Annotated in this window: 21 protein-coding genes; 7 read left to right on the plus strand and 14 right to left on the minus strand. The window is 74.0% G+C overall.

All coding sequences use genetic code 11. The annotated features are described in order from the left end of the window. Positions 1–67 precede the first annotated feature (67 nt). The 12 genes from moeZ to AB0A97_RS09770 form a co-directional block, all read right to left on the minus strand. Positions 68–1,246, minus strand: coding sequence for an adenylyltransferase/sulfurtransferase MoeZ (gene moeZ / locus AB0A97_RS09715; RefSeq protein WP_361146915.1), 1,179 nt, complete (start codon positions 1,244–1,246; stop codon positions 68–70). Between the two features lie 99 nt (positions 1,247–1,345). Continuing rightward, positions 1,346–2,152 carry a spherulation-specific family 4 protein gene (locus AB0A97_RS09720; protein ID WP_361146918.1) on the minus strand — a complete coding sequence of 269 codons (807 nt, stop codon included), beginning with the start codon at positions 2,150–2,152 and terminating at the stop codon, positions 1,346–1,348. Beyond that, on the minus strand, positions 2,140–3,117 hold the full coding sequence (locus AB0A97_RS09725; protein ID WP_361146921.1) for an NAD-dependent epimerase/dehydratase family protein: 978 nt from the start codon (positions 3,115–3,117) through the stop codon (positions 2,140–2,142). The genes AB0A97_RS09720 and AB0A97_RS09725 overlap by 13 nt, the downstream gene beginning before the upstream one ends. 364 nt (positions 3,118–3,481) lie before the next feature. Next, positions 3,482–4,906, minus strand: a complete 1,425-nt coding sequence (locus AB0A97_RS09730; protein ID WP_361146924.1) for a hypothetical protein — start codon at positions 4,904–4,906, stop codon at positions 3,482–3,484. A 2-nt stretch (positions 4,907–4,908) separates the two neighbouring features. Continuing rightward, positions 4,909–6,882, minus strand: coding sequence for a glycosyltransferase (locus tag AB0A97_RS09735; RefSeq protein ID WP_361146927.1), 1,974 nt, complete (start codon positions 6,880–6,882; stop codon positions 4,909–4,911). A 189-nt stretch (positions 6,883–7,071) separates the two neighbouring features. After that, the gene (locus AB0A97_RS09740) at positions 7,072–8,892 is read right to left on the minus strand and encodes an ABC transporter ATP-binding protein (protein ID WP_361146929.1); all 1,821 of its coding nucleotides are present in this window, start codon (positions 8,890–8,892) and stop codon (positions 7,072–7,074) included. Next, positions 8,889–9,878: an ABC transporter permease gene (locus tag AB0A97_RS09745; RefSeq protein WP_361146932.1), complete on the minus strand. Its 990-nt coding sequence runs from the start codon at positions 9,876–9,878 to the stop codon at positions 8,889–8,891. The genes AB0A97_RS09740 and AB0A97_RS09745 overlap by 4 nt, the downstream gene beginning before the upstream one ends. Then, on the minus strand, positions 9,875–10,975 hold the full coding sequence (locus AB0A97_RS09750; protein ID WP_361146933.1) for an ABC transporter permease: 1,101 nt from the start codon (positions 10,973–10,975) through the stop codon (positions 9,875–9,877). Before AB0A97_RS09750 ends, AB0A97_RS09745 begins: the two co-directional genes overlap by 4 nt. After that, positions 10,972–12,708, minus strand: coding sequence for an ABC transporter substrate-binding protein (locus AB0A97_RS09755; RefSeq protein WP_361146936.1), 1,737 nt, complete (start codon positions 12,706–12,708; stop codon positions 10,972–10,974). The genes AB0A97_RS09750 and AB0A97_RS09755 overlap by 4 nt, the downstream gene beginning before the upstream one ends. A 210-nt stretch (positions 12,709–12,918) precedes the next feature. After that, positions 12,919–13,014 carry an Ms4533A family Cys-rich leader peptide gene (locus AB0A97_RS09760; RefSeq protein WP_361146939.1) on the minus strand — a complete coding sequence of 32 codons (96 nt, stop codon included), beginning with the start codon at positions 13,012–13,014 and terminating at the stop codon, positions 12,919–12,921. 344 nt (positions 13,015–13,358) lie between these two features. Beyond that, entirely contained in the window at positions 13,359–14,738 is a 1,380-nt protein-coding gene (locus AB0A97_RS09765) for a DUF3152 domain-containing protein (RefSeq protein WP_361147392.1), read from the minus strand. Positions 14,739–15,243: 505 nt separating this feature from the next. Beyond that, complete coding sequence (locus AB0A97_RS09770) at positions 15,244–16,302, minus strand: alpha/beta hydrolase (protein ID WP_361146942.1); 1,059 nt, start codon at positions 16,300–16,302, stop codon at positions 15,244–15,246. Positions 16,303–16,476: 174 nt separating this feature from the next. Here AB0A97_RS09770 and AB0A97_RS09775 point away from each other — a divergent pair, with 174 nt between their 5' ends. The 4 genes from AB0A97_RS09775 to AB0A97_RS09790 all read left to right on the plus strand — a co-directional run bounded on the left by AB0A97_RS09775 (position 16,477) and on the right by AB0A97_RS09790 (position 18,589). Next, positions 16,477–16,695, plus strand: a complete 219-nt coding sequence (locus AB0A97_RS09775; protein ID WP_361146945.1) for a hypothetical protein — start codon at positions 16,477–16,479, stop codon at positions 16,693–16,695. 148 nt (positions 16,696–16,843) lie between these two features. Continuing rightward, a complete protein-coding gene (locus tag AB0A97_RS09780) occupies positions 16,844–17,485 on the plus strand; it encodes a TetR/AcrR family transcriptional regulator (protein ID WP_031001023.1) in 642 nt (213 codons plus the stop codon). Between the two features lie 408 nt (positions 17,486–17,893). Continuing rightward, positions 17,894–18,121 (plus strand): DUF3107 domain-containing protein, encoded by a 228-nt coding sequence (locus AB0A97_RS09785; RefSeq protein WP_030024620.1) that lies wholly within the window; start codon positions 17,894–17,896, stop codon positions 18,119–18,121. A 198-nt stretch (positions 18,122–18,319) separates the two neighbouring features. After that, positions 18,320–18,589 carry a hypothetical protein gene (locus tag AB0A97_RS09790; RefSeq protein ID WP_361146949.1) on the plus strand — a complete coding sequence of 90 codons (270 nt, stop codon included), beginning with the start codon at positions 18,320–18,322 and terminating at the stop codon, positions 18,587–18,589. Positions 18,590–18,788: 199 nt separating this feature from the next. On the opposite strand, the gene AB0A97_RS09795 is transcribed toward AB0A97_RS09790, so the two are convergent. After that, positions 18,789–19,544 carry a ferritin-like fold-containing protein gene (locus AB0A97_RS09795; protein ID WP_361147395.1) on the minus strand — a complete coding sequence of 252 codons (756 nt, stop codon included), beginning with the start codon at positions 19,542–19,544 and terminating at the stop codon, positions 18,789–18,791. Positions 19,545–20,007: 463 nt separating this feature from the next. Here AB0A97_RS09795 and AB0A97_RS09800 point away from each other — a divergent pair, with 463 nt between their 5' ends. Both AB0A97_RS09800 and AB0A97_RS09805 read left to right on the plus strand, forming a co-directional pair. Continuing rightward, positions 20,008–22,686: a DEAD/DEAH box helicase gene (locus AB0A97_RS09800; protein ID WP_361146952.1), complete on the plus strand. Its 2,679-nt coding sequence runs from the start codon at positions 20,008–20,010 to the stop codon at positions 22,684–22,686. Positions 22,687–22,787: 101 nt separating this feature from the next. Then, positions 22,788–23,645 carry an alpha/beta hydrolase gene (locus tag AB0A97_RS09805; protein ID WP_361146955.1) on the plus strand — a complete coding sequence of 286 codons (858 nt, stop codon included), beginning with the start codon at positions 22,788–22,790 and terminating at the stop codon, positions 23,643–23,645. A gap of 142 nt (positions 23,646–23,787) precedes the next feature. Here the strand turns inward: AB0A97_RS09805 and AB0A97_RS09810 are convergent, their stop codons facing one another. Next, complete coding sequence (locus tag AB0A97_RS09810) at positions 23,788–24,741, minus strand: NYN domain-containing protein (protein ID WP_361146958.1); 954 nt, start codon at positions 24,739–24,741, stop codon at positions 23,788–23,790. 212 nt (positions 24,742–24,953) lie between these two features. Between AB0A97_RS09810 and AB0A97_RS09815 the strand changes: the two genes are divergently transcribed. Then, positions 24,954–25,106, plus strand: a complete 153-nt coding sequence (locus AB0A97_RS09815; protein WP_361146961.1) for a hypothetical protein — start codon at positions 24,954–24,956, stop codon at positions 25,104–25,106. The last annotated feature ends 175 nt before the right edge of the window (positions 25,107–25,281 follow it).

Here is a 25,281-nt window from a genome sequence, read left to right on the forward strand (position 1 = left end):
CCCGGCACGGCGGAGGGCCCGCACCCCTCGGGGTGCGGGCCCTCCGCCGTGGGTGGCCGGCCGCCGCTCAGTAGACCGGCTTCTCCGGCTCGACCGTGTTGACCCAGCCGATGACGCCGCCGCCGACGTGCACCGCGTCCGCGAAGCCCGCGGACTTCAGGACGGCGAGGACCTCGGCGGAGCGGACGCCCGTCTTGCAGTGCAGGACGATCTTCTTGTCCTGCGGAAGGTCCTGGAGGGCGCTGCCCATCAGGAACTCGTTCTTCGGGATCAGCTTGGCGCCGGGGATCGAGACGATCTCGTACTCGTTCGGCTCCCGGACGTCGATGATCTCGATCTTCTCGTCCGTGTCGATCCACTCCTTGAGCTGCGCCGGAGTGATCGTGGAACCGGCCGCCGCCTCCTGGGCCTCCTCGGACACGACACCGCAGAACGCCTCGTAGTCGATGAGCTCGGTGACGGTCGGGTTCTCGCCGCAGACCGCGCAGTCGGGGTCCTTGCGCACCTTGACCTGGCGGTACGTCATCTCCAGCGCGTCGTAGATCATCAGGCGGCCGACCAGCGGGTCACCGATGCCGGCCAGCAGCTTGATGGCCTCGTTGACCTGGATGGAGCCGATGGACGCGCACAGCACGCCCAGCACGCCGCCCTCGGCGCAGGAGGGGACCATGCCGGGGGGCGGGGGCTCCGGGTACAGGCAGCGGTAGCAGGGGCCGTGCTCGCTCCAGAAGACCGACGCCTGGCCGTCGAAACGGTAGATCGAGCCCCAGACGTACGGCTTGTTCAGCAGGACGCAGGCGTCGTTGACCAGGTAGCGGGTGGCGAAGTTGTCGGTGCCGTCGACGATCAGGTCGTACTGGGCGAACAGCTCCATGACGTTGCTGGAGTCGAGGCGCTCTTCGTGCAGGTTGACCGTGACGTACGGGTTGATGCCCAGCACCGTGTCCTTGGCGGACGCGGCCTTGGAGCGGCCGATGTCCGCCTGGCTGTGGATGATCTGGCGCTGGAGATTGGACTCGTCGACCTCGTCGAACTCCACGATGCCGAGGGTGCCGACGCCCGCCGCGGCGAGGTACATCAGCGCGGGCGAGCCCAGGCCGCCGGCGCCGACGCACAGCACCTTGGCGTTCTTCAGCCGCTTCTGCCCGTCCATCCCGACATCCGGGATGATCAGGTGGCGGGAGTACCTGCGGACCTCGTCGACGGTGAGCTCCGAGGCGGGCTCGACCAGGGGTGGCAGCGACACGGGGACTCCGTTTGTCGGTATCTCGATGGGCGACCCCCCGCTCCGGGCGCACCCGGAGCAAGGGACGGTGGTCTTCCCGTAACACTGCCACGCCCTTCTTCATTCCGAGACACCCGGTCCGATACGCGAGACGAATGTGTCCCAGTAGCCGGGCAGCGACTCCCAGGCGCTCCCTCCGTGGTCGGCGCGGTCGGTGAAGTAGACGGTCCCGGCGCCCTGCCAGCGGGCGATCCGCAGGGCTTCTTCCAGGTGGGTGCCGGGGACACCGTGCACGAGGTGGCAGAAGCGCCGCGCCGGGTACTCGGCGGTCCACTCCGCCACTTGGGACCAGCGGTAGTCGGACCAGCGGCCGGCGAAGGTGACGAGCTGGTCGGCGACCTCCGCGTAGCCGGGGTACGGGTGGCGGCCGTGCCCGGTGACGAGGTGCGCACGCTCCTGGAGGGCCCGCAGGGTGGTGGTCAGCCGCCGGGTCTCGGGGAGCAGTGTCCGGTCCGTGGGACAGCGGTCCAGATAGAAACCGTCGACCTTGTACCACTCCAGGAACCGGTGCGCGTCGGAGACCAGTTGGCCGAACGGGCGGGCGCCGTGCCCCAGGTCGAGGTGGCCCAGCAGCCGGGCCCCCGCGTCACGCAGTTGGGCGGCGGCCGGCAGGCAGTACGGGTCGGGGCGCACCCCGGGGCCGCGCGCCACGTTGAGCACCACCCAGTGCAGCGCCGCCGCGCCGCCCCGTGGCCCCGGCGCCCGGCGTGCGGCTCCGGTGCAGGCCAACCCCCGGGCCAGGCGCAGCAGCTCGGCCCACTCGGCGGGCGCCAGCAGCGGGTGGGCGAACCCCGGAATGCCGACGCCGAGCGGTGCGGCACCGGTCACGGCGGTGCCGGCGCCCAGGGACGTCGTCAGATACGACATGCGGCCTCCATCCAGATGTCGGCGAGGGACTCCTCCAGCCCGATCCGCGGCCGCCACCCCAGGCGGTCGCGGGCGGTGCGCACATCCGCCTGCTGCCAGCTCCCGCACCCGTCCGGATAGGGGTACGCGGGGGGAACCGCCCCGTGTTCAGAGGCCGGCCCCGGGATGGCGAGCCGCGCGGCGGCGGGGCCGCCGCCTGCGTAGCCGGGCGGGGTGTCCAGTTCGTGGAGCGAGCCGCCGAACCCGGCGACCCGCGCGAGCAGCGCGGCGGCCTCGCGCAGCCGTACGGCGTGCCCGGTACCGATGTTGACCACACCCTGGGCGGCGGAGAGCGAGGCGGCGTGCACCGCCCGCGCCACGTCCCGTACGTCCACGAAGTCGCGCTGCACGCCCAGGCCGCCCAGCTTCAACTCGGTGTCCCCCGACTGCATCGCGCGCCGCATCGCCTCGGCGAGCCGGCCGAGCGGCGACCCGGCCGGGGTCCCCGGGCCGACCGGGGAGAAGACCCGCAGCACGACGGCGTCCAGGCCGGAGCCGAGGACGAGTTCGGTGGCGGCCAGCTTGCTGACGCCGTACGGGCCGCCCGGCCGCGGTACGGCGTCCTCGGCGGTCGAGGAGCCGGGCTGCGAGGGCCCGTACTCGGACGCGCAGCCCAGGTGCACCAGCCGGGCACCGCAACTGCTGCGCCGCAGCGACTCGCAGACGGTGGCGACCGCGACGGTGTTGTGCCGGGTCAGGTCCCGGGCGCCGCCGCGGGTGGTGCCCGCGCAGTTGACCACGACACCGGGGTGGACGGCGTCCAGGAAGCGGGTCAGGGCGCCCGGACTGCCGGAGGCCAGGTCGAAGCGGACGTCCGCGTCGTCGCCGCGCCCGAGGGCGGTGAGCTGGACGGCCGGGTCGGCGAGCAGCCGGTCGGCGACGTAACGGCCGAGGTACCCGTTGGCACCGATGAGCAGCACCCTCATCGCGTGACCCCCCGGTCCCGGTGTGCTTCGGTGGGGTGGACAGTCATGATGTCGTTCTCCTAATGCGGTGGGTTGAGGACGTGCTTCGGCAGCGGTGACCGCCGCGCGGGGCCGGGCGACGGCGATGTACGCCGCACGGATGGTGGCGGGCGTCCGGAGGAGGACGACCGGCGCCACGGGAGCGCCGGCACCTCGGAGGCCCGCGCGACCGCCGGGGGTGATGGCGTACGCGCGGGCGGCGACGGTACGCGCGCCGGGAGTGGGGGCGTGCGTACCGGAAGCACCGGGGGTGCCGGAAGAGGCAGCGGGACCGGACGGGCCGGAAGCAGTGGCGTGCATATCGCGGGTGGCGAGGTGTGCGGGGTCACGGCCGGCCCGCCTCCGCCGGTACGGGGGCGGGAGGCGCGGGGGCCGCGTCGGGAGCCGGGGCGTGCGCCGAGGCGCCGGTGAGTGCGCGCAGCGCGTACAGCAACAGCGCCAGGGCGGGCAGCGCACAGGCCACGGCCGGTACGACGGACGGGCCGAGGTGGGTGACGGCCACCTCGACCGGCCTGCCCAGCGGCTCCAGGCCCGGCAGCCGGGCGGCCAGCACGCAGGCCAGGGCGGCGGCTTCCAGGGCGACGGCGGCGGCCGGGCCCGCGGCGGCAGCGGCCGGGAAGCCGTGCCGGGCGAGCAGGCGCGCCAGGAAGAGCAGGACGCCCAGGGCCGAGGCCGCGGCCACCGTCCCCACGCCACCACCGTCGCCACCGGCACCGCCGCTGACCGCGTCCGCCGCGGCCGACAGGGCGAGCAGCGCCACGAGTTGCATCGCGGTGGCGACCAGCAGCAACGGCCTGGCACCGGACGCGAATACGGTCAGGCACCGGCTGCCCGCCAGCTCACGGCGCGCGCGGCCCGCGAACCAGCGCGCGCACCAGGCGGCGGGCACGACGGCGCACGTCAGGGCCAGGACGGAGGCGATCTCCAACTGGGAATGGGGGGGCGGTCGATCGGGGCCGCCCGCCAAGGCCTGGCGCAGCAACCAGTCACCGCCCAGCGCGTATCCGGCCAGCCAGCAGGCCCACATCCCGATGGAGCGGGCGGTCGGATACCGCGCACTCAGCGGGCCGTGGCGGACGCACAGGCGCAGGGCGAGCAGCACCAGACCTGCTCCGGCCGCCGCGACGACCGTCTGTACGAGGCTGGGCGACGGCTCGTCGGCCGACGTGAACGGTACGGGTGTGGACGCGTGCCCGGCAGCGGCGACGGCGGCCACGGTGACGGCACACACCGCGCCGGGCAGCAGGTGCAGCGCCACACGGACCGCCCTTCCCCGCCGTACGGGGCCGGGCGCGGGTACGGCGGGTGGCGGCGCGTCGGCGCGGGGGACCCGGGCGTACAGCTCCTCGGCCAGCGAGAAGACGTCGCGGTGCCGGAAGCAGCTCGCCGTACGGTCGGTGACACCGTGCGCCTCCAGCCCGGCGGCGATCTCCATCGGGTCGACGGCCTGTTCGCACAGCGCCCGGTGCTGGTGCATCAGCGTCTTCACGGGGTCGGCCGGGCCGCGCCGGGGCGGCCGGGCGGGGGTGTCCCGTACGGGCAGGGGGGCGGGGGCGGCGGAGGGCGGCGGGGTGACTCCCACTTCGGTCACCGCTTCCGTCACCGCTTCCGGCGTCGTTGGCCAGGTCGTTTCCGGTGCCGCTGCTTCCGTCCCGGTTTCCGTGCCGGTTTCCGTCCCGGCTCCTGGACCAGCTTCCGGCGGCGCGCCGGTGTCGAGGCCGGGGCCGGTTTCCCTGTCGGCTGTCGTCACGGTCACGCTCCTCTCTGACGGTCGGCACCGGCTCCCGCCCCGGCGACGGCCGGTTCGGCGGCCGGTTCGGTGACCGATCCGGCGGCTGACGCGACGACCGGTTCAGCGGTCGGGACGCCCGGGTCCGGTGCCGCCCAGCTCGGTGCGCGGCCCGTCGGCGGTGCGGCCTGCGCGGCGCCGCCCGCCACGGCCCAGCGGCCCGGTACGTGGGACTCGGCGGGCCGGGTGAAGAGACGGGGCTCGCTGTCGCCGCCCGGTCCGGCGCCGGCGGCCGGGCGGCACGGCGTACGGGACATCAGCTCCAGATAGATGCCACGAAATGCCGCGATGTTCTGCTCCACCGTGAACAGTTCGAGTGCGCGGGCGCGCGCGGCGGCGCCCAGCCGGGCGCGCCGCCCCGGATCGAGCAGCAGCGCCAGGCACGCGTCGGCCAGCGCGCGCGGGTTGCGCGGCGGCACGACCAGGCCCGTACCGCCGATGACCTCGCAGACCGCTCCGGTGTCGGTGGAGACGGTGGCGCGGCCGCTGAGCATCGCCTCCACGAGGGAGCGCGGAAAGCCCTCCGCCACGCTGGAGAGGACCAGCACCGAACCGGCCGCGTAGGCATCCTGCGGGCGCGGCAGGCCGGGGCCGCCGATCTCCTCGAAGGAGACCGGGTTGTCACCGGCGCTCCGCGCGTCCGCGGCCTCGTCGGGGAAGAGCTGGGCGGCCAGCACCCGGCACTGCGCCAGGTAGGCGGCGTCCTCCGGGCCGGGGCCCGGGGCGCCGACGATGCGCAGGGTCGCGGCCGGTTCGGCCCGGTGCACGGCGGCGAAAGCGTGCAGCAGCGAGACGAGGTCCTTGGCGGGTTCGACGGTGCCGGTCCACATCAGCGTCGCGGAGTGGTCGGCCGCCGTGTCGGGGACGGCGGCGAAGCCGGTCGCATCCATGCCCGGGTACACCGTGCGCAGGCGCTCCCGGTCGGCGCCGCAGTGTTCCTGCCAGCGCCGGGTGCGGGCGTTGCCGGAGGTGACGAGCGCGGCCTCGGCGTACGTCTCGGCGGCCAGCGCGGTCTCGAAGGCACCCAGCAGGGCGCGTACGGGGGCGCTCGCCCCCACTCCGGAGCGCGCGAGGTAGTGCTCGCGCAGGCGCGCGCCGTACTCGGTGAGCAGGAGGGGTGTACCGAAGAAGCGTTTGGCCAGCAGACCGGGGAGGGCGACGGAGCCGCCGGCCGTGGCGTGGCAGAGGTCGACGGCGGCGAGCCCGCCGCCGTCGCTCCCGGAGGCGCCCGCGGAGCCGCCGTACCGGTCCGTGTCGTACCGGCCCGTGCCGTACCAGTCCAGGGAGAGCGGACGCAGGGCGCGCTCCAGTTCCTCGGTCACGGCCAGCAGGTCGCCCACGCGGGCGCCGTGCGCGGCGCGCAGTGCGCCGGGCGCGCGGCAGGCGCTCTCCAGGATGCGTACGGTCTGTTCGGAGCGGAGGAGTTCGGGCAGGCCGCCATGGTCGCGGGCCAACCGCGCCAGGCCGTACAGACCGGCGGCGAAACGGTCCGCCTGGCCCTCACGGTCCGCGGCGCCGTCCGCTGCCGGCACCGGGGGAAGGGCCCGGCCGCCGGGCGGTTCCGCCGCGGTGAACCCGGCCGCGAGATCGCCGAAGCACTCCGCGAACCGCCGCCGCGCACGCCGTCCGCGCGCCCCGGCGTGCCACCCGCCGGGCCTCCACCGCAGGGCGGCGGGCAGCTCTCCGTGCAGCGGCGCGACCCGCGCCACCCGGGCGCGGCCCCGCACACCGTCCATCACGCCGTCCAGCACGCCGTCCTCAGGACCACGGCCGACGCCGCCCTCGGAACAACGGCCGACGCCGTCCTCGGGCCCCCGTTCAAGGGTGTAGACCTCGAACTCGTGGCCAGGGAGCCCGTGCACGAGCCGGTCGCGCCACGGACGCGTCTCACCTGACGCATCCGGGCCGCCACCCTCGGTGAGCAGACCAATGCGCACGAGCGCACCCCCGTTCTTCCTGATCGGCGTCCACGGCGGCGGTCTCCCCTGAGGGCCCGCCGCTACCTGCAGGAAGAAGCTACGCAGAGATTCCGGTGACACGACGGACGGTTGTCCGTCGCGCCACCGGAAGGGGTGAAGAGACGTAACTTTCCACCCCGGTGGGCGTTCTGACGCGCTATGTGACCGTCACACCGCGGCACGTAGGGCCCGCCGCCCGGCCGACGCCTCCGGGTCGAGCACGGGCACCGCCGCCAGCAGGCCCTGCGTGTACGGGTGCCGGGGGCGTTCGTACACCTCCTCGGTGGTGCCCTCCTCCACGATCCGCCCGCCGCGCATCACCGCGACCCGGTCACTGACCGCCCGTACGACCGCCAGGTCGTGCGCGATGAAGACCAGCGCGAGGCCCAGCTCCCGCCGGAGTTCGCCGAGGAGGCCGACGACCTGCGCCTGTGTGGTGACGTCCAGCGCCGAGACGGGTTCGTCGCACACCAGCAGCCGGGGGCCGGGGGCGAGCGCCCGCGCGATGCCGACGCGCTGCCGCTGCCCGCCGCTGAACTCGTGCGGGTAGCGGTGGTACCACGCCGGGTCCAGGCCGACCCGCTCCAGCAGTTCGCACGCCCGGCGCACCACGCGCGCGTCGTCCCGGTCGCCGGCCGCGCGCAGCGGATCGGCGACCGATTCGCCGATGCTGCGCCGCGGGTTGAGCGAGGAGACCGGGTCCTGGAACACCATCTGGAGTTCGCTGCGGAAGGGGCGGAGCCGCCGGTCGCCGAGGGTGCCGATGTCGCGCCCCCGGTAGCGCAGCGTTCCCGCGGTCGGGTCCAGCAGGCGTACGAGCATCCGTCCGAGCGTCGTCTTGCCGCTGCCCGACTCCCCCACGAGGCCGACGGTCTCCCCTTCCCGTACGGTCAGCGAGACCTCGTCGACCGCCGTCGTCCGGTGCCTCCGGCCGCCGAACTCCCGCCGCAGCCCGACGGCTTCGAGCAGCACGCCGTCACTGTCGCGACCGCTGCCGCTGCCGCGACCGCTTGCGCCGTCGCGTGCGGCGTGCGTGCCGCGCAGGGCGCGCCCGTCCGGCTTCGCGTCCACCCGCGGCACGGCGGCCAGCAGCTCCTTCGTGTACGGCGTGCGCGGCGCAAGCAGTACCTCGCCGACCGGGCCGTGCTCCACCGCCCGGCCGCCGCGCATCACGAGCACCTCGTCCACGCTGCCCGCGACCACCCCCAGGTCGTGGGTGACCAGGAGCAGCCCCATGCCGGTCTCCGCCCGCAGTCCGTGCAGCAGGTCGAGGATCTGCGCCTGGACGGTGACGTCCAGCGCGGTGGTGGGCTCGTCGGCGATCAGCAGGCGCGGTTCGCAGGCGAGCGCCATCGCGAGCAACGCGCGCTGGCGCATGCCCCCGCTGAACTCGTGGGGCCGCGCGCGGGCGCGCCGGGGGGCGTCCGCGATGCCCACGCGCTCCAGCACCTCGACGGCGCGGGCGCGGGCGGCGCGCCGGGAGACGTCCGGCCGGTGCACCCGGTACACCTCGGCGATCTGGTCGCCGATCGCGTAGTACGGGTCGAGCGAGGACAGCGGGTCCTGGAACACCATGGCGGCCCGGCCGCCGCGCAGCCGCCGCAGCTCGCGCTCGTCCGCCGCCCGTACGTCCGTACCGGCGACCCGTACCGTGCCGCTCACCTGCGCTCCGGTCCCCCGGTGCAGGTCCAGCAGGGCCGCCGCGACGGTGGACTTGCCGGATCCGGACTCGCCGACGATGCCCAGGGCCCGGCCGGCGGTCAGCGAGAAGGAGAGGCGGTCCACGGCCTGCACGGCGGCCGGGCCTCCCCCTGGTATGCCTTTCCCGTCGGCGTCTCCCCCGCCGGGAAAGGCGACCGACAGGTCGCGGACGTCCACCAGCAGGTCCGGCTCCGGACGGCCCGGCTCCAGAAGGCCCGGCCGCGGCTGGTCCGGCTCCAGAACGCCGGGCGCCGCCCCGGTCGTGTCCTCGGTTTCCTCGGAGGTCATGTCAGGGCCACCCTTCGGTCGGCGAGTGCGTAGAGGACGTCCGCCACGGCGTTGGCGACGATGACGGCGGCGCCGGTGCCCAGCACGACACCGACGACCACGGGCAGGTCGACGACGCGCACCGAGTGGACCAGGAGCTGGCCGATGCCGGGCAGCCCGAAGAGTGCCTCGGTGAGCATCGCGCCGCCGAACATCGTCCCGAGGTCGAGCGCGGTGAGCGCGATGACCGGCGGCAGCGCGCCGCGCAGCGCGTGCCGCGTCACGACGGAACGTTCCCGCACGCCGTACGCGCGGAAGGTGCGGATGTGGTCCTCGGCCAGCGTCTCCAGCGTCGAGGAGCGGGTCAGCCGGGCGTACTTGGCGGATTCCAGCAGCGCCAGCGCCGTCCAGGGCAGCAGCAGGTTCCAGGCCCACTGCTCCGGGTCCTCGGACAGCGGGACGTAGGAGGGGAACGGCAGCCACTGGAGGTACGCGCAGAACACCATCAGCAGCAGCAGTCCGGTGATGAAGACCGGGGTGGCCGTGCCGGCGAGGGTCAGGCCGGTCAGGACGCGTTCCGTCGTGCCGCCGCGGCGCAGCGCGGACAGCAGGCCGGTGCCGACCCCGAGCAGCAGCCACAGCACCATCGAGCCGAGGGCGAGCGACGCGGTGACCGGCAGCCGGTCGGCGAGCAGCTCCGTGACGAGCGAGCTGTTCTGGTACGAGAGGCCGAGGCAGGGCGCGTCGCAGTGCAGTACTCCGGTGCCGGACGAGAAGTCACGGCCGGCCACCAGCCCTTGGAGGAAGTGCAGGTACTGCGTCAGGACCGGCGCGTCCAGCTCCAGCCGTTCACGTACCTGCTGGACCTGTGCGGGGTTGCAGCGCGGCCCGCAGGCCAGTTCGGCGGGGTCGCCCGGCGCGACGTAGAAGAGCGCGTAGACGGCGACGCTCAGCAGGAAGAGGACCAGGAGCCCGCCGCCGAGCCGGCGCAGTGCGTAGCCGGTCATACGACGGCCTCCTTCTCGCGGTTCCCGCGGTTCTCGTCTTCCTGTCGCTTCTCGTGCCTTTCACGGGTGGCGCCCGCGGACCGGTCCGTACCGCCCTTGCGACGCTTACGGCCCGCCCGGGTGCCGACCCGCAGCCGGGACCGCTCGCGCGGGTCCAGCGCCGTGCGGACCGCGTCGCCCAGCACGGTGAACGCGAGCACGGCGACCAGCAGGAAGCCCGCCGGGAGCAGGACGTACACCGGGTCGGCCCGGAACCATGTGGTCGCGGTCGACAGCATCTGCCCCCAGGACGCGGTGGGCGGCCGGACGCCGATGCCGAGGAAGGACAGCGACGCCTCGGCGACGATGTTGCCGGGCACCAGGACCGTCGCGTACGTGATCACCGGCGCGGCGAGCGACGGGAGCAGCTCGCGCCGCGCCACGCGCAGCGGGCCCGAACCGCCGAGCCGGGCGGCCGCCACGTGGTCCAGCTTCTTCAAGGCCAGCGTGCGGGCGCGCACGATCCGGGACATGCCGAACCAGCCCAGCAGCCCGAGGACCAGCACCAGCAGCAGCGGGCGGGGGAAGTCGGCGGGCACGATCGCGGTCAGCGAGACCGCGATGACGAGCGTCGGCAGCGCGGTCAGCACCTCGGTGAACCGGGAGATCACCTGGTCCGCGAGCCGGTTGCCCAGCCCGGCCGCGAGACCGACCACCACACCGATGAGGACCTGTACGGCCGTGGCACCGAGCGCGATCAGCAGGGAGACCCGGGCCCCGTACAGCAGCCGGGCGAACAGGTCCCGGCCGGTGCCGGGTTCGACGCCCAGCCAGTGGTCGGCGCTGATCCCGCCGTACGAGCCGAGCGGTACGCCGCCGCGCGCGGAGTCGATCAGGTCGTCGTGGTACGTGGTCGGGTCCTGGCCCTCCAGCGCCGCGAGCAGCGGTGCGCCGAGGGCGAGCAGGGCGAGGACGAGCAGGACAACCGCGGATGTCACGGCGGCGGGCCGCTGCCGCAGCCGCCGCCGGACCGTGCCTTTCCGAGGGGGCACCGTCTCGGCTTCCGAGGGCCCGGCCCCGGCTCCGGCCTGACGGGAAGTCATGTCGGTGGTCGTCACTTGACCGCCACCTGGGAGATGTCCAGCACGCCGTCCCAGTCGCTGATGACGACGTTCTTGACGTCCTTGCCGTACAGGTGCTTGTAGACGGGGTGGAAGAGCGGCACGGACAGGGCCCGCTCGCCGATCTTCTTGTCCAGCGCGCCCCACCGTTCCGCCGCCGCCTTCAGGTCGGTCAGCTTGTTGATCTCGTCGATCTCGTGGTTGACCGCCGGGTCGTCGAGCTGCGCGTGGTTGAAGTTGGAGGCGTCCCGGACGATCTGCCGGCCGTCGAAGACGGGCGCGAGGAACGGGCCGCCGGACGGCCAGTCCGCTCCCCAGCCGCCGATGAACAGGCCGGGGGCGTCGTCGACGCTGTGCACCTTCTCCTCGTAGTCGCTGTTCTCCAGGCCCTGGAGCTTGACGGTTATCCCGGCCTTCTTCAGGGCTTCCTGCACGGCGGCGGCGATGTCCGGGCCGGTCGCGAAGTTCTTGGCGGTGGAGTGCGTGAGGGTGATGCTCAGCCCGTTCTCGTGGCCGGCTTCCTTGAGCAGTTCCCTCGCCTTGGCCGGATTTCCGGTGCGGCCCGCCGGGAAGTGGTCGTACGGGGTGTGACCGAAGGACTCGCCGTTCGGGAGGAACGTGGTGGCCGGTTCGGCGAGCGCGGAGCCGCCCGCGGCGTTCACGACGCTCTGCCGGTTGACGGCGTAGGCGATGGCCTGGCGCACCTTCGGGTCGTCGAAAGGCTTCACCTTCGGGTTGAAGGCGAGGTAATCGGTGTAGCCGAAGTGGCCGGTGCCGACCCGCTTCGCGAGTTCCCGGTCGCCGCTGATCCTTGCGAGTTCGGCCGGGCCGAGGTTGGTGTCGGTGGTCACCGCGGCGGCGTCCGGACCGGCGCCGGTGGCCAGCCGCTGGTTGATGACCGCGGAATCCAGGCCGGATTTCACGTGGATGGTGTCGGGATAGGCATGCCGTTCGGAATCGGTCTTCTCGGACCAGTGCGGATTGCGTTCCAGGACGAGGTGTTCACCGTCACCGGTGTTCTTGACGACCTTGTACGGACCCGAGGAGACCGGGTGCTCCTCGTATGTCGTGCCGGTGTCCTTGGCCTTCGGCACCGGGGCGAACTGTGTCTGCGTGGCGAGCAGCGGGAATTCACCCTCGGGCTTCTTCAGGTGGAAGACGATGGTCTTCTCGTCCGGGGTCTCGATGGACGCGAGACCGTCCTTGCTCTTGTCCTTGTACGGCCCCTGGTAGCTTTCGCCGCCCACCAGCCAGTCCCGCAGATACGGTGCCCCGCCGGAGAGTTCGGCGGCGAAGGACCGCTCGATGCCGTACTTGACGTCGGCGCTGGTGATCGGCGAACCGTCCTCGAACTTCAGACCGTCCTTGAGCGTGTACGTCCACACCGTGGCGTTCTCGCTGGGACGTCCGGTGTCGGTGGCGAGGTCCGGTACGGCCTTCGCGCCGGCCGCGCCGTTCTCCCGGTTGCGGGTGGTCAGCGTACGGAAGACCAGGGTCGGTACCTTGCCGCCGCCGGAGGTGTACAGGCGTGCCGGGTCGAAGTTGGTCTGCGGCTGGGAGTTCAGGACGGTGAGCGTGCCGCCCTTGGCGGGCGCGGCGCCCGCGCCGTCACCCGCCGCGGTGTCCTTGGGGCCGCAGGCGGTGGCCCCGGCGGCCAGCGCGACGGCCACCGCGACGGCGGCCGCGCGGCGGGCGGGCGGAAGGGAACGGGGACGGGACGGCTCGGCCATGTCGGTGGGTGCCTTTCACAGCGGGACGTACCCGCGGAAGGCGGCGGCAGCAGAGGCGCGGTAAGGCGCGGGGCCGCCCCTGCGGACACGTTCGGGTGAGATACGTGGTGACGCGGGGGACACCCCGGCCCGGGTCACAGGTCGCCGCGTCTGACGGCCCCGGGGTACGCGGGCCGTCGCGGCGCGCCTCCGCGCGGCCGGGGACGGGCCTCAGCGACAGTGGATGTCGGCCACGGACTGCACGGACACGCCGATCAGCGCCAGCTCGAAAGCGGCGTGTTCGAAGGCGATGGCAGGGCGCGGCATGGGAGGAAGATTTCCCGAATGTCCGTCCGGTGGCAAAAGCGTCCCGCGATGGGAGACGTGGCGTTCCGTATGCCGGACAAGCGGGCTGGGGGCGCACCCGCCCGGCGCGGCACGCCGGGCTCGGCACACTGGGGCAGCGCCCTTCAGCCACTCCCCTTCAGCCGTTCCCGGGTCGGCCCTTCAGAAGAGCCTTGGGCCAACGCCCCCGGGCCCCGGGCCGGTGCCCTCCGGGCCAAGCCCCAGGCCGTGGGCCCCGGGTCAAGCCCCCGGCACCCGGGGCCAAGGCCCTCCGGGCGCCGGCCTCCGGGCGCCGGCCTCCGGGCGCCGGCCTCCGGGCGCCGGCCTCAGCGCCCCTCCGGGAACGGCCAGGCGTTGGGGCGGCAGGTCGCGCCGTCCGTCGTCAGGAACTTGGTCTGCTGCATCATCACCGGCGCCAGGGCGCCCTGCCGGGTACAGCTCTCGTGGTTGTGTCCGAGCCGGTGGCCCACCTCGTGGTTGATGAGCATCTGCCGGTACGCGTGCATCTGGTCCGGCCCGTAGGTCTGGGCGCCCTGGGCCCACCGGTACGCGTTGATCATGACCCGCTCGGTCGCCGCCGAGTCGCACGACACGTTGTCCTCGGTCGTGTCGAGCCCCGACTTGGCACACCACTTGGCGGTGGTTCCGGGGCTCGCCAGCGTGATGACGAAGTCGGCCTCGCCGGAGCCCACCCGCTCGAAGGTGCGCCGACCGCCGTGCGCCCAGCTCCGCTCGTCGTTGAGGGTCTTGTGCACCGCGTCGGCGAACAGTTCACCGTCGAGGCCCATGCCCTCCTCCACGTCGACGCGGTAGCGCCACACCTTGCCGTGGCCCGGCGCCTTGGCGTCCCCGCCGGCCGGCTTGAACTGCCCGGAGGCCGCCTGCTTCGCGTCCAGCGGGTAGGCCTTCGCCATCTTCTCGTCGTACGTGACGGGGGCCGCCTGCTGCGTCGGGCGCGCGTTCGAGCGCGAGGCGGCGTCGGAACCGGCCGTCCGGTCCTTCCCGCTGAGCGCCTGCGCCTTGCCGTCGTCCTGCCGCTGTTCCGCGACCTGCCCGGCCACCACGACCGCGAGCACGGTCGTCACGGCCGCCGCGGCCACACCGGTGAAGGTACGCCCCTTGGCGATCTTCTTGCGGGAGCTGAACTGGGGTCCTTGGGCGCCCAGTTCACCGGCGTCCGGGGTGACGTCCGGCGCTTCGGCCGGGCCGTCGCCCTCCCTCGGGAAGACCACCGACCGGCCGGTGTCGCGCCCCGGCACGGGCCGCCCGTGCTCCGGGGCCCCGGACGCGAACACGTCGTCGTCCGTGATCTCGGGACCGCGGGTGCGGCTCTCTCCGGGTACGGGCTGCGCCGCGAAGGCGTCGATGTACTCCTGACGGGGCGCCGGCACCCCCTCCCGCGGGACGAACGGCGATCCGACCGACCCCGTACCGGTGGAGGTCGGGCCGAGGACGGGCCCGGCCCCGGCGCTGGACTCGCTGTCGCCGGGTGCGGGACTGCCGGGTGCGGGGCTGCCGGGCGCACTGCCGCTGTCCGTCCGTCCGGGTCCGCCCTGGGCTGCGGCGTCAGCAGTGGCGGCGGAGACGGCACCATCGGCGCCGGGGACCGGCCTGCTCGCGCCTTCGCCGCCGCCCTCGAACGGGGCGAATCCGTGCGCCGGGGTGGCCGGCGCGGGCTGCGGGCGACCGTCGCGCGGGCGCGGCACCCGGGGCGTACCCTGCGTCGGCGCGCTCGGCACGGGCGCGCCCTGTGCCGGCGTGCCGTGTGCGGGCGTACCGGGGGATGCGTCGCGCGCGGGCGCGTTCTGCGAGGCGGGGCGCACGGACGGATGATGGTGCGGCTCGGGGCGCGTGGGCGGATTCTGCGGCGCGCGTTGCGCGGGTGACTGCCACGGTGCGCCCTGCGCCGGTCCCTGCTCGGGCGTACGGTGCCCGGTCGCGTAACGGACCGCGCCCTGCGCGGGCTCGTCCCCCGGCGTGCGCTGCTGCCCGGCGCCGCCCGCCCGGCCGGACTCTCCGCCGCCCCCGCCGTCCGGTCCGGGCTCGGCGCGGCGGCGCCTGCGGCCCGTACCCGGTCCGGGAACGGGTCCGGCGCCACCTGCCGCGCCGAGCCCGCCCGCCTCGCCCACCTCACCTATTCCGGAGGTGTCACCGGCGGTTGCGGCCGGGCTCCGGCGGCTGTGACGTCCCACTCGGCCTGTCAGCTCCTACTCACGTCCAGGACGCGCCACCGGCGGCGGACTCTCCCGCACCGGCGCTCCCGCCCGCACCGGCCGCGTCCCGCGCGGCCGCGTCGTCCAACAGCTCGCGGAAGGCCCGCGCCACCGTTTCCGGATACTCCATCATCGCCACGTGCCCCGCCTCCGGGAGCGTCAGCAGCCGGGAGGCGCGGAAAGCGGCGGCCGCCCGGCGTGCCATACGGAAGGAGACCAGGCGGTCGCGCCCACCGTAGACGAGAAGCGTGGGTGCGAGCACCCGCTGCGCCTGCCGCCACAGATTGTGCTGCCCGCCGAGCGTGTACGCGTTAACGATGCCCCGTGCCGAGCGCGTCATCACCTCCCAGAAGTAGGGGAGTTCGAGGCGCCGCGCGTATTCCTCCGCCGCGGCGGTGAAGCCGTCCGGCGTGACCAGGGCGGGATCGCCGTAACACAGCGCCAGCACCTCACGGGTGCGCCGCTCCGGCGTCCAGTCCCGCGTCAGCCGGCCGAACAGCCGGGTCACGCCGGGTACCGCGAGCAGTCCGGTCGGTACCGCGGACAGTTGCGGGCGCAGCTCCGGCAACGCGGGCGAGATCAGCGTCAGCGTCCGCACCAGGTCGGGGCGTACCGCCGCCACGCGCGTCACGGCCGCGCCGCCCATGGAGTTCCCGAACAGGTGCACCGGTCCGCGGCCGCTCGCGTCCAGATGGCGGATGACCGCCCGTGCCTGCGCGGAGACGGAGTAGTCACCGTCGTCCGGCGGCGGGGAGTCCCCGAATCCGGGGAGGTCCAGCGCCTCGCCGTCGACCTGGCCGGCGAGCAGCGGCATCAGCGCGGACCAGTTCTGGGAGGAGCCGCCGAGGCCGTGGACGTACAGCGCGGGCGGCAGTCCGGCCCGCGTGCCCGGTACGCCCCGCACGCTCATCGTCAGGCCCGGCAGGCTCACGGAACGCACCGTCTCCCCCGGACCGACGCGCGAGGCACGGCCCGCCGGGGGCACCGGGAGAACGGCGCGGGTGTCCGGCGAGGTGTCCGGCGATCCGGTCGACTCCGTCGAATCCGTCGAAGACATGGAGTCGATGTTACGAGACGATCACGCCGCCGATCGTGTGTTCGCGCTCACACACCGCATCGCATTTCGGAACCGGCTCTCTTAGGCTCGGGCAGGAAGGGCACCCGTGTGATGAGCGCTCGCGTGCGGACGCTCGCCCTGGCCTCCGGAGGACGTGAGAGAAAGGGAGCCACCATGCCCGTCGACCCGACCGACCCGGACACCTTCGAGGACGAGGCGGACGCCTCGGAATTCGACATCGAAGCGCCCGAGGCCGACGCCGCGGAGCAGCAGGCGGACCTCGCGCCGCACCACGACCAGCCGCTGACCGGCATCGATCCGTCCGTCGCGGACGAGGCGGACGTCGCCGAACAGTCCCGCGTCGTGGATCTCGACGAAGACGATTACCGATGACCTGGGGGCATATGTCGGATTCCCACAGTCTTCGGCGGCAGATTTTCTCGTCCGTGACCACGCACAGCCGGGTTACCCAAAAGTACGATGGCGGACGCGGCGCACCGCTGTGCGTGCGCCGCGGACGGAACCACACCTGGGAGGCAGCGTGAGCGCCATCGAGCAGACCGAGGCGGCACGCCCGCGGGGCACGCGCCTGCCACGCCGAGCCCGGCGCAACCAGCTCCTGGGCGCGGCCCAGGAGGTCTTCGTGGCGCAGGGTTACCACGCGGCCGCGATGGACGACATCGCCGAGCGCGCCGGCGTCAGCAAGCCCGTGCTCTACCAGCACTTCCCGGGCAAGCTCGACCTCTACCTGGCCCTGCTGGACCAGCACTGCGAGGCGCTGCTGCAGTCGGTGCGCACCGCGCTCGCCTCGACGACCGACAACAAGCAGCGCGTCGCCGCGACGATGGACGCCTACTTCGCTTACGTCGAGGACCCGGGCGGCGCCTTCCGGCTGGTCTTCGAGTCCGACCTGACCAACGAGCCCGCCGTGCGCGAGCGGGTGGACAAGGTCTCCCTGGAGTGCGCCGAGGCGATCAGCGAGGTCATCGCCGAGGACACCGGCCTGTCCAAGGACGAGTCGATGCTGCTGGCCGTCGGGCTGGGCGGCGTCTCGCAGGTCGTGGCGCGCTACTGGCTCTCCTCCGAGAGCACCGTGCCGCGTGAGACGGCCGTTCAGTTGCTGACCTCGCTGGCCTGGAAGGGCATCGCGGGCTTCCCGCTGCACGGCTCCGAGGGGCAGTGAACCGGTCCGCCGGGCGCTGACCGGTGCCGCCGGGCACCGGACCCGGCCATCGGCCCGCGGGCCGTACCGCCGGGTACCGAACGGGACCTCCGGGCGGTGAGCCGTACCGCTACCGGCCTGCGGACCGTCCCGCTACCGGGCTACGGGCTGTACGCCGCCGCACTGTGAGCCGTACCACCAGGCAGTGAGCCGTACCGCGGGTCCGAGCGGCAGGCGGCGGCCGGGTCCGCCCTGCCACGCCCCGCACTCCCGCGCACCCACGCCCCTCCCCTGTTCGCTGCGGGCGTGCTCCGCGGCGCCCTGTCCGTCCGCTCACCGGGCTAATGTGTGCTGCGTACGGCGCGGATTGCCGCGCACCTGCCCCGTGGCCTCGCCAGGGGGCACCGAGACCGTCGGAGGGACAAAGCCGTGGAGGTCAAGATCGGCGTGCAGCACGCGCCCCGCGAGATCGTTCTGGAGAGCGGGCAGACCGCCGAGGACGTCGAGCGAGCGGTGGCGGACGCACTGGGCGGCAAGTCGCAGCTGCTGAGCCTCGTGGACGATCACGGCCGCAAGGTCCTGGTCCCGGCGGACCGGCTGGCCTATGTGGAGATCGGCGAGCAGACCGTCCGCAAGGTCGGCTTCGGCGCGCTGTAGCCGGCCGCGGGCCCTGGGGCCCGCGCGCACCCGTCACGAGCGGCGGCCCGGAGAGATCGTCTCCGGGCCGCCGCTTCGGTGTCCGGCCCGCTCGCGACTCCGTGCGCCTGCGAGGGTTGCCGCGCATTCCCCCTGGGTACGACCGCCTACGACCGATTTGTGTCGTCCAACCGGTCGTCACCGCGGGAGGGATAAACCATGGTCTGGGAAGCTTTCGGCTCCGTGATCGTCGGACTCGCCATCGCACTGGCCGCCACACGCCGGCTGCCGGGCCGGTTCCCCGCGCGCACCCTCACACTGGCGACGGGCCCCGCCGCGGCCCTCCTCGGCGCCTTTCTCGCCCATTCCATCCTGGGCCCCGGCCATTTCTTCCCGACGCTGCTGGCCGCCGCCTGCCTGGGCGCGGCCATGCTCTCGCTGCTGATCCGGCCCACCCACCGGCTGTCACCCCTGCGCTCGGGGGTGTGAGCCGGGCGGGTGCGGGGGCGACGGAACCGCCCCTCCCGCAGACCTCTGCCGAATGCCTGCGCCGGAGGGGCTGGACACACGTCCAGCCCCTCCGGCGTCACTACGGGGCGCCGAGTCCCGGGCCGCCTGCCGACGACCGGCTGCGCACCGGTCAACAGGCGGCACCGGGCTCACCCGTCCGCTCCCGTACGCTCCTGTCCTACGCGGCCAGGCCCAGCGCGGCCATCCGCTTCGTGTGCGCCTCGGTGATCCGCGAGAACATCCGGCCGACCTCCGCGAGGTCGAACCCGTCGGCCACGCCGCCCACCAGCATCGTCGACAGCGAGTCCCGGTCGGCCACGACCCGCTGCGCCTGGGACAGCGCCTCACCCATCAGCCGCCGGGCCCACAGCGCGAGCCGGCCGCCGACGCGCGGGTCGGCGTCGATCGCGGCCCGTACCTTCTCCACGGCGAACGTCGCGTGCCCGGTGTCGTCGAGGACGCCGAGGACCAGGCCCCGGGTGTCGGCGTCGAGCCGGGCCGCCACCTCGCGGTAGAAGTCACTGGCGATCGAGTCGCCGACGTACGCCTTGACCAGGCCCTCCAGCCAGTCAGACGGGGCGGTCTGCCGGTGGAACTCGTCCAGCGCCGCAGCGAACGGCTCCATCGCCTCGTTCGGCTCCGCCTCGATGTGCGCGAGGCGGTCCCGCAGCCGCTCGAAGTGATGGAATTCGGCCGACGCCATCTTGGCCAGCTCCGCCTTGTCGTCCATCGTCGGCGCCAGCTTCGCGTCCTCCGCGAGGCGCTCGAAGGCGGACAGCTCCCCGTAGGCGAGGGCGCCCAGCAGGTCGATCACCGCGGCCCGGTACTGCGGCTCCGCGGAGGCCGCGGCCCAGTCCTGAGCGGCGATCCCGGTGTGTTCTCGGTCATCTTCGGCGGTGTGCGCTGCGTTGTCAGGCGTCTCCATGAAGCGCACAATAGCCCGCTGCGCAACCGGGGGAAGTGGCTGGTCAGCCACTCCCGTCCCACCCGACCGAACGATTGCCCGGACACACGTCTGGCTATCCGGGGTATGGTGGTAATGCGCCCGCCGAGTATCGGCGGGTTGTTCCACGCATGCGGATGCCCGGTCGGTGGCCCGATCGGCTCCAACCCGACCGCCCTCTTTCGCGGCGCGTACGCGACGTACGCACAGCGGGAGGGACACCGCTCGCGGTTCGAGTGCTTGAGCGAAGGCAGTGGTCCCGCGCCATCCGGCTGATCAGAGGCCGGCCCGTACGAAACCGTGCGAGGGCGCGGTACGACCCCCTTGGCCGCCTCGTGCCGCGTCTCACAGAAGAGGCAAGATTCTGTCTACGTTCCGAGACCTCGGGATTCTCCCCGAGACCGCCGAAGCCCTTGAAGCCGTCGGCATCACGTCCCCCTTCCCCATCCAGGAGATGACGCTCCCGGTGGCCCTGGCGGGCTCCGACGTCATCGGCCAGGCCAAGACCGGCACCGGCAAGACCCTGGGATTCGGCCTCCCCCTGCTGGAGCGCGTCACCGTCCCCGCGGACGTCGAGGCGGGCCGGGCCAAGCCCGAGCAGCTCACGGAGGCCCCGCAGGCCCTCGTGGTGGTTCCCACCCGCGAGCTGTGCCAGCAGGTCACCAACGACCTCCTGACCGCCGGCAAGGTCCGTAACGTACGGGTGCTGTCGATCTACGGCGGCCGGGCGTACGAGCCGCAGGTCGAGGCCCTGAAGAAGGGCGTCGACGTGGTCGTCGGCACCCCGGGCCGCCTGCTGGACCTGGCCGGCCAGAAGAAGCTGAACCTTTCGAACGTCAAGGCTCTCGTCCTGGACGAGGCCGACGAGATGCTGGACCTCGGCTTCCTGCCCGACGTCGAGCGGATCATCAACATGCTGCCGGTCCGCCGCCAGACCATGCTGTTCTCGGCGACCATGCCGGGCGCGGTCATCGGCCTGGCCCGCCGCTACATGTCGCAGCCCACGCACATCCGCGCCGCCGCGCCGGACGACGAGGGCCAGACCGTCGCCAACACCACGCAGCACGTCTTCCGCGCCCACTCGATGGACAAGCCGGAGATGGTCGCCCGCATCCTCCAGGCGAACGGCCGCGGCCTCGCGATGGTCTTCTGCCGTACGAAGCGGACCGCGGCCGACATCGCCGACCAGCTCGCGCGCCGCGGCTTCGCCTCCGGCGCGGTCCACGGCGACCTCGGCCAGGGCGCCCGCGAGCAGGCGCTGCGCGCGTTCCGCAACGGCAAGGTCGACGTGCTGGTCTGCACCGACGTCGCCGCCCGCGGCATCGACGTCGGGGGCGTGACACACGTCATCAACTATCAGTCCCCCGAGGACGAGAAGACCTACCTGCACCGGATCGGCCGGACCGGCCGCGCAGGCGCCAAGGGCATCGCGATCACGCTGGTCGACTGGGACGACATCCCGCGCTGGAAGCTGATCAACAAGGCGCTGGACCTGCCGTTCGACGAGCCGGAGGAGACGTACTCCACCTCCGCGCACCTCTACGAGCTGCTGGAGATCCCCCAGGGCACGACCGGTGTCCTGCCGCGTACGGCACGTACGCGGGCCGGGCTGGCGGCGGAGGACGTCGAGGACCTGGGCGAGACGGGCGGCCGCGGCCGCGGTCCGCGCCGGGGCGCGCCCGCCGTCGAGGAGGAGCGCCCGAGCCGCAGCCGTACGCCGCGTCAGCGCCGGCGCACGCGAGGCGGCGCGCTGGTGGACGGCGCGGGCGCCCCCGAGGCGTCCGGTACGTCCGAGGGAGGCGCCGCCGCGACGGACGGGCCGCGCCAGCCGCGTCGCCGTCGCCGTACGCGCGGCGGCTCCGGCCACGCGTCGGCCGCCGTGTCGCCGGCCCGTGACCAGGCGGCGCCGGCCTCCGAGAGCATCGCGTCCGAGGCGGCGCAGGCCGCCGACGACACCGCGGCGCCGTCGAAGCCGCGCCGCCGCCGTACGCGGGGTGGCGCGAACTCCGCCGCCAAGGCGGAGACGGCCCGGACGGCGGCAGCCACCGCCGTGGACACGGTCGAGAACCCCACCGGGACCGTCACGGTTCCGGCGCAGGCCACCGCCGAGGCGCCGGTCGTCGCGGAAGCACCGGCCGTCGCCGAGCCGGCCGCGGACGAGGCGCCCGCCACCAAGCCGCGCCGCCGGACGCGCAGCGCCAAGCCCGCGGCGGAGGCCGTCGTGGAGACGGTGGAGAGCACGGAGTCGGCCCCCGTGGCCGAGCCGGTCGCGGACGAGGCCCCGGCCAAGCCGCGCCGTACCCGCAAGACCGCCGCCAAGAAGACCGAAGCCGAGGCCGCGGTCGACACGGCCGAGGCCGCCGAGACGGTGACGGACGAGGCTCCGGCCACGCCGCGCCGCACCCGCAAGACCGCCGCCGCCAAGAAGGCGGAGGCCGCCGTGGAGACGGCGGAGGGTGCCGAGGTCGTCGCGGACGAGGCGCCCGCCAAGCCGCGCCGTACGCGCAAGACGGCCGCCGCCAAGAAGACCGAGGCGAAGGCCGCGGTCGACACGGCCGAAGGCACGGAGACGGCGGCGGACGAGGCCCCGGCCAAGCCCCGCCGTACGCGTAAGACGGCGACCGCCAAGGTCGCCGAGGCGGCGGTGGAGAGCGCCGGGCCGGCCGCGGACGAGGCGCCCGCCAAGCCCCGCCGCACCCGCAAGACCGCCGCCGCCAAGAAGGCCGAAGCAGCGGTCGACACGGCCGAAGGCGCCGAGCCCGCGGCCGACGAGGCCCCGGCCACGCCGCGCCGCACCCGCAAGACCGCCGCCACCAAGAAGGCGGAGGCCGCGGTGGACGCTGCGGAAGGCACGGAGACCGTCGCGGACGAGGCGGCCGCCAAGCCGCGCCGTACCCGTAAGACGGCCGCGAAGAAGGCCACGGCGGAGGCCCCTGCGGCCGACGCCGGTACCGCTGCGGAGGACGACGCGCCGGCCAAGCCGCGCCGTACCCGCAAGACGGCCGCCGCGAAGGCCGAGGCGGCCCCCGCCGCCGACGCCGGTGCCGCCGCGGGCGAGGCTCCCGCCAAGCCGCGCCGCACCCGCAAGACGGCCGCGAAGAAGGCCACGGCCGAGGCCCCGGCCGAGGGCTGATCCGACCGTACGACGGCCCGGTTCCCGCGCACGCGGGGGCCGGGCCGTCGGCGTGTGCGCCCGCGCGCGGCGGCTTCCCGAGCCCCGGATAGCCTCGTCCCATGAGCAGGCCGCCCACCCTCACCTTGCCCTCGTGCGCCCGCGCGCGCCGACTCGTCACCGCGCGCGGCGAGTTCGCCGTCCACGACGCCCGGCCCGACGGGACGCCCGACGGGACCGCGCTGCTCGTACCGGGGTTCACCGGCAGCAAGGAGGACTTCATCGGCCTCTTGGAGCCGCTGGCCGCCGCGGGGTTCCGGGTGGTGGCCGTGGACGGCCGCGGCCAGCACGAGTCACCCGGTCCGCACGACGAATCGGCTTACGCGCAGCACGAGTTGGCGCAGGACGTGGCCGCGCAGGCGCGCGCCCTGGGCGACGGCCCGGTGCATCTCCTCGGGCACTCCCTCGGTGGCCTCCTCACCCGGGCCGCCGTCCTGCACGACCCCGCGCCGTTCCGTTCCCTGACCGTCATGAGCTCGGGCCCGGCCGCCATCGCCGCCTCCCAGCAGGCCCGCGTACGGATGCTCATCGACGCCCTCGGGACGCTGGACATGCAGGCGGTGTGGCTGGCCATGCGCCGGCTGGATCCGCCGGAGGCCGAGGACGCGACCACCCCGCCGGAGATCGGCGCCTTCCTCCACCGGCGCTGGATGAACACCGTCCCGCAGCAGTTGGTCGCCACCGGGCGGCAGATGGTGTCGGAGCCGGACCGGGTGGCGGAGCTGGCCGCCGTACCGCTGCCCAAGCACGTCGTGTCGGGCACCGTCGACTACGCGTGGCCGGTGCCGGAGATGGACGCGATGGCCGGACGGCTGGGAGCCCGGCGTACGGTCGTCGAGGGCGCGGAGCACTCCCCCAACGCGGAACGTCCGGCCGAGACGGCGGCGGCGCTCGCGGAGTTCTGGCACGGCACCCACTGAGCGGGGCGCGCGCCCCGGCGCGCGTCGCCTCCGTACCCCTGCGCAGCCGCCGACGCGCCCGTACGTACGGCTCTCGGCCCTCCCGCGCATCGGGCGCCGGAGCCGACGCCGGGCGCCCGCCCACCAGGCCGCCCGGCCCCCGTCAACACTGTGCCTGTACGTGCTCCCAGAAGCCGTCCCGCAGCGCCCGCCGCAGGTCCGCGTGCCCGCGCAGCGAGTGGTGCAGCAGCGCCTCGGCGGCCGTCAGCAGCTCCTGGTCGACCGCGCCCGGCAGGTACGGGTGTCCGGGCAGCAGCTCGGTGACCCAGGGGACGCCGCGTTCGCCCAGCCATCGCGCGGCGACCCGCGCGCCGACGAAGCGGACCTCGTCGCGGGTGGGCGGTGTGCCGCCGGTGCCGGTGCCGGTGCCGTCGGCCGCCGCGTCGCCGTGGTCGTGGACGACGGCCCGCCGGGTCACGTACGGCTTGCAGAACTCCAGGTCGAAGGTGCGCTGGCTGTCGACCTCCCACAGCAGCGGCTCGGCCTGGTTGCGCCCGCCGACCGCCTCGATGCCCCACAGGTGGACCCGGGCGCCGTAGCCCTGCGCGGCCTCCACCGCCGAGACCAGGTCCTCGTCGCCGCCGATCAGGACCGCGTCACTGATCGCGCGGTGCCGGGCCAGCGACTCCAGGTCGGAGCGGATCAGCGAGTCGACGCCCTTCTGCTGGTTGTTGGCGTTCAGGTTGCCGAGCCGCACCTTGACGTCCGGGAGCTCGGCGACGCGCTGCTGCTCCGTGGTGTGGATGCGGCGCCGGGCGCCGTCGTACCAGTACACGCGGAGCAGCCGGCTGTCCGGGAAGATCGTGCGGGCCTTGTCGATGAATGCCTCGATGAGACCCTCCGCGTCCAGCTCGAAGGCCCTGCGGTCCTCGGTGCCGGCGACCAGCCGCCCGGCGGCCGCGTACACATAACCCGCGTCGACGAAGGCCGCATGGGTGGACGGGGTGGTGGCGACCTCGGCGAGCACCCGCGTGAGCAGCTCGTTGGTGCGCTCGATCCCCGCGAGTACCGCGGTGAGGTCGGGGGTGGGGCCGGTGGGCCGGGCGTCGTCGTTCATACGGGCCCATTGTCCGGCCGGTCACTCAGCGCGCACAACCGCTCTCTCTACCCACCAGTACTTAGACGACCGAAAATTTTCTTTAGCGTAGGGAATGATTGCAGGCAGCATGTCGTTGTACCCACTGGGAACGCAGGGCACCGTCGCCCCGCGGCCACCCCGTACAACAGCAAAGTTCTCCGCAGGAGGATCAGACGAAGGGAGAAGCCGTTATGCGCTTCGAGATCATGCGCCTGGACGATGTCGACGGCAACGCCGTGGACAGCACCGTCGTGGACGCCGCCTCCGTCAACCGGATCGTGCAGCAGGCCGCCGCAGTCGGCCAGCGCATCTACATCCGCCCAGCCGATACCGCCGCCCGATGACGCCCGAACCGCGTCACTCATGAGCGCGTGACGCGCACATGTCCGGCGCACGGAGCGCCCCGCACGAAACCTTTCGCGCGGGGCGCTTCGCGCGTCCGGACCCGGCCGGGGGGGGGGGGGGGGCGGGGCCCCCGGCGCCGGCGCCCCCCCCCCCCCCCCCCCCGCCCCCCCCGCC

The sequence above is a fragment of the Streptomyces sp. NPDC045470 genome (assembly GCF_040646595.1).
Taxonomy (GTDB): domain Bacteria; phylum Actinomycetota; class Actinomycetes; order Streptomycetales; family Streptomycetaceae; genus Streptomyces.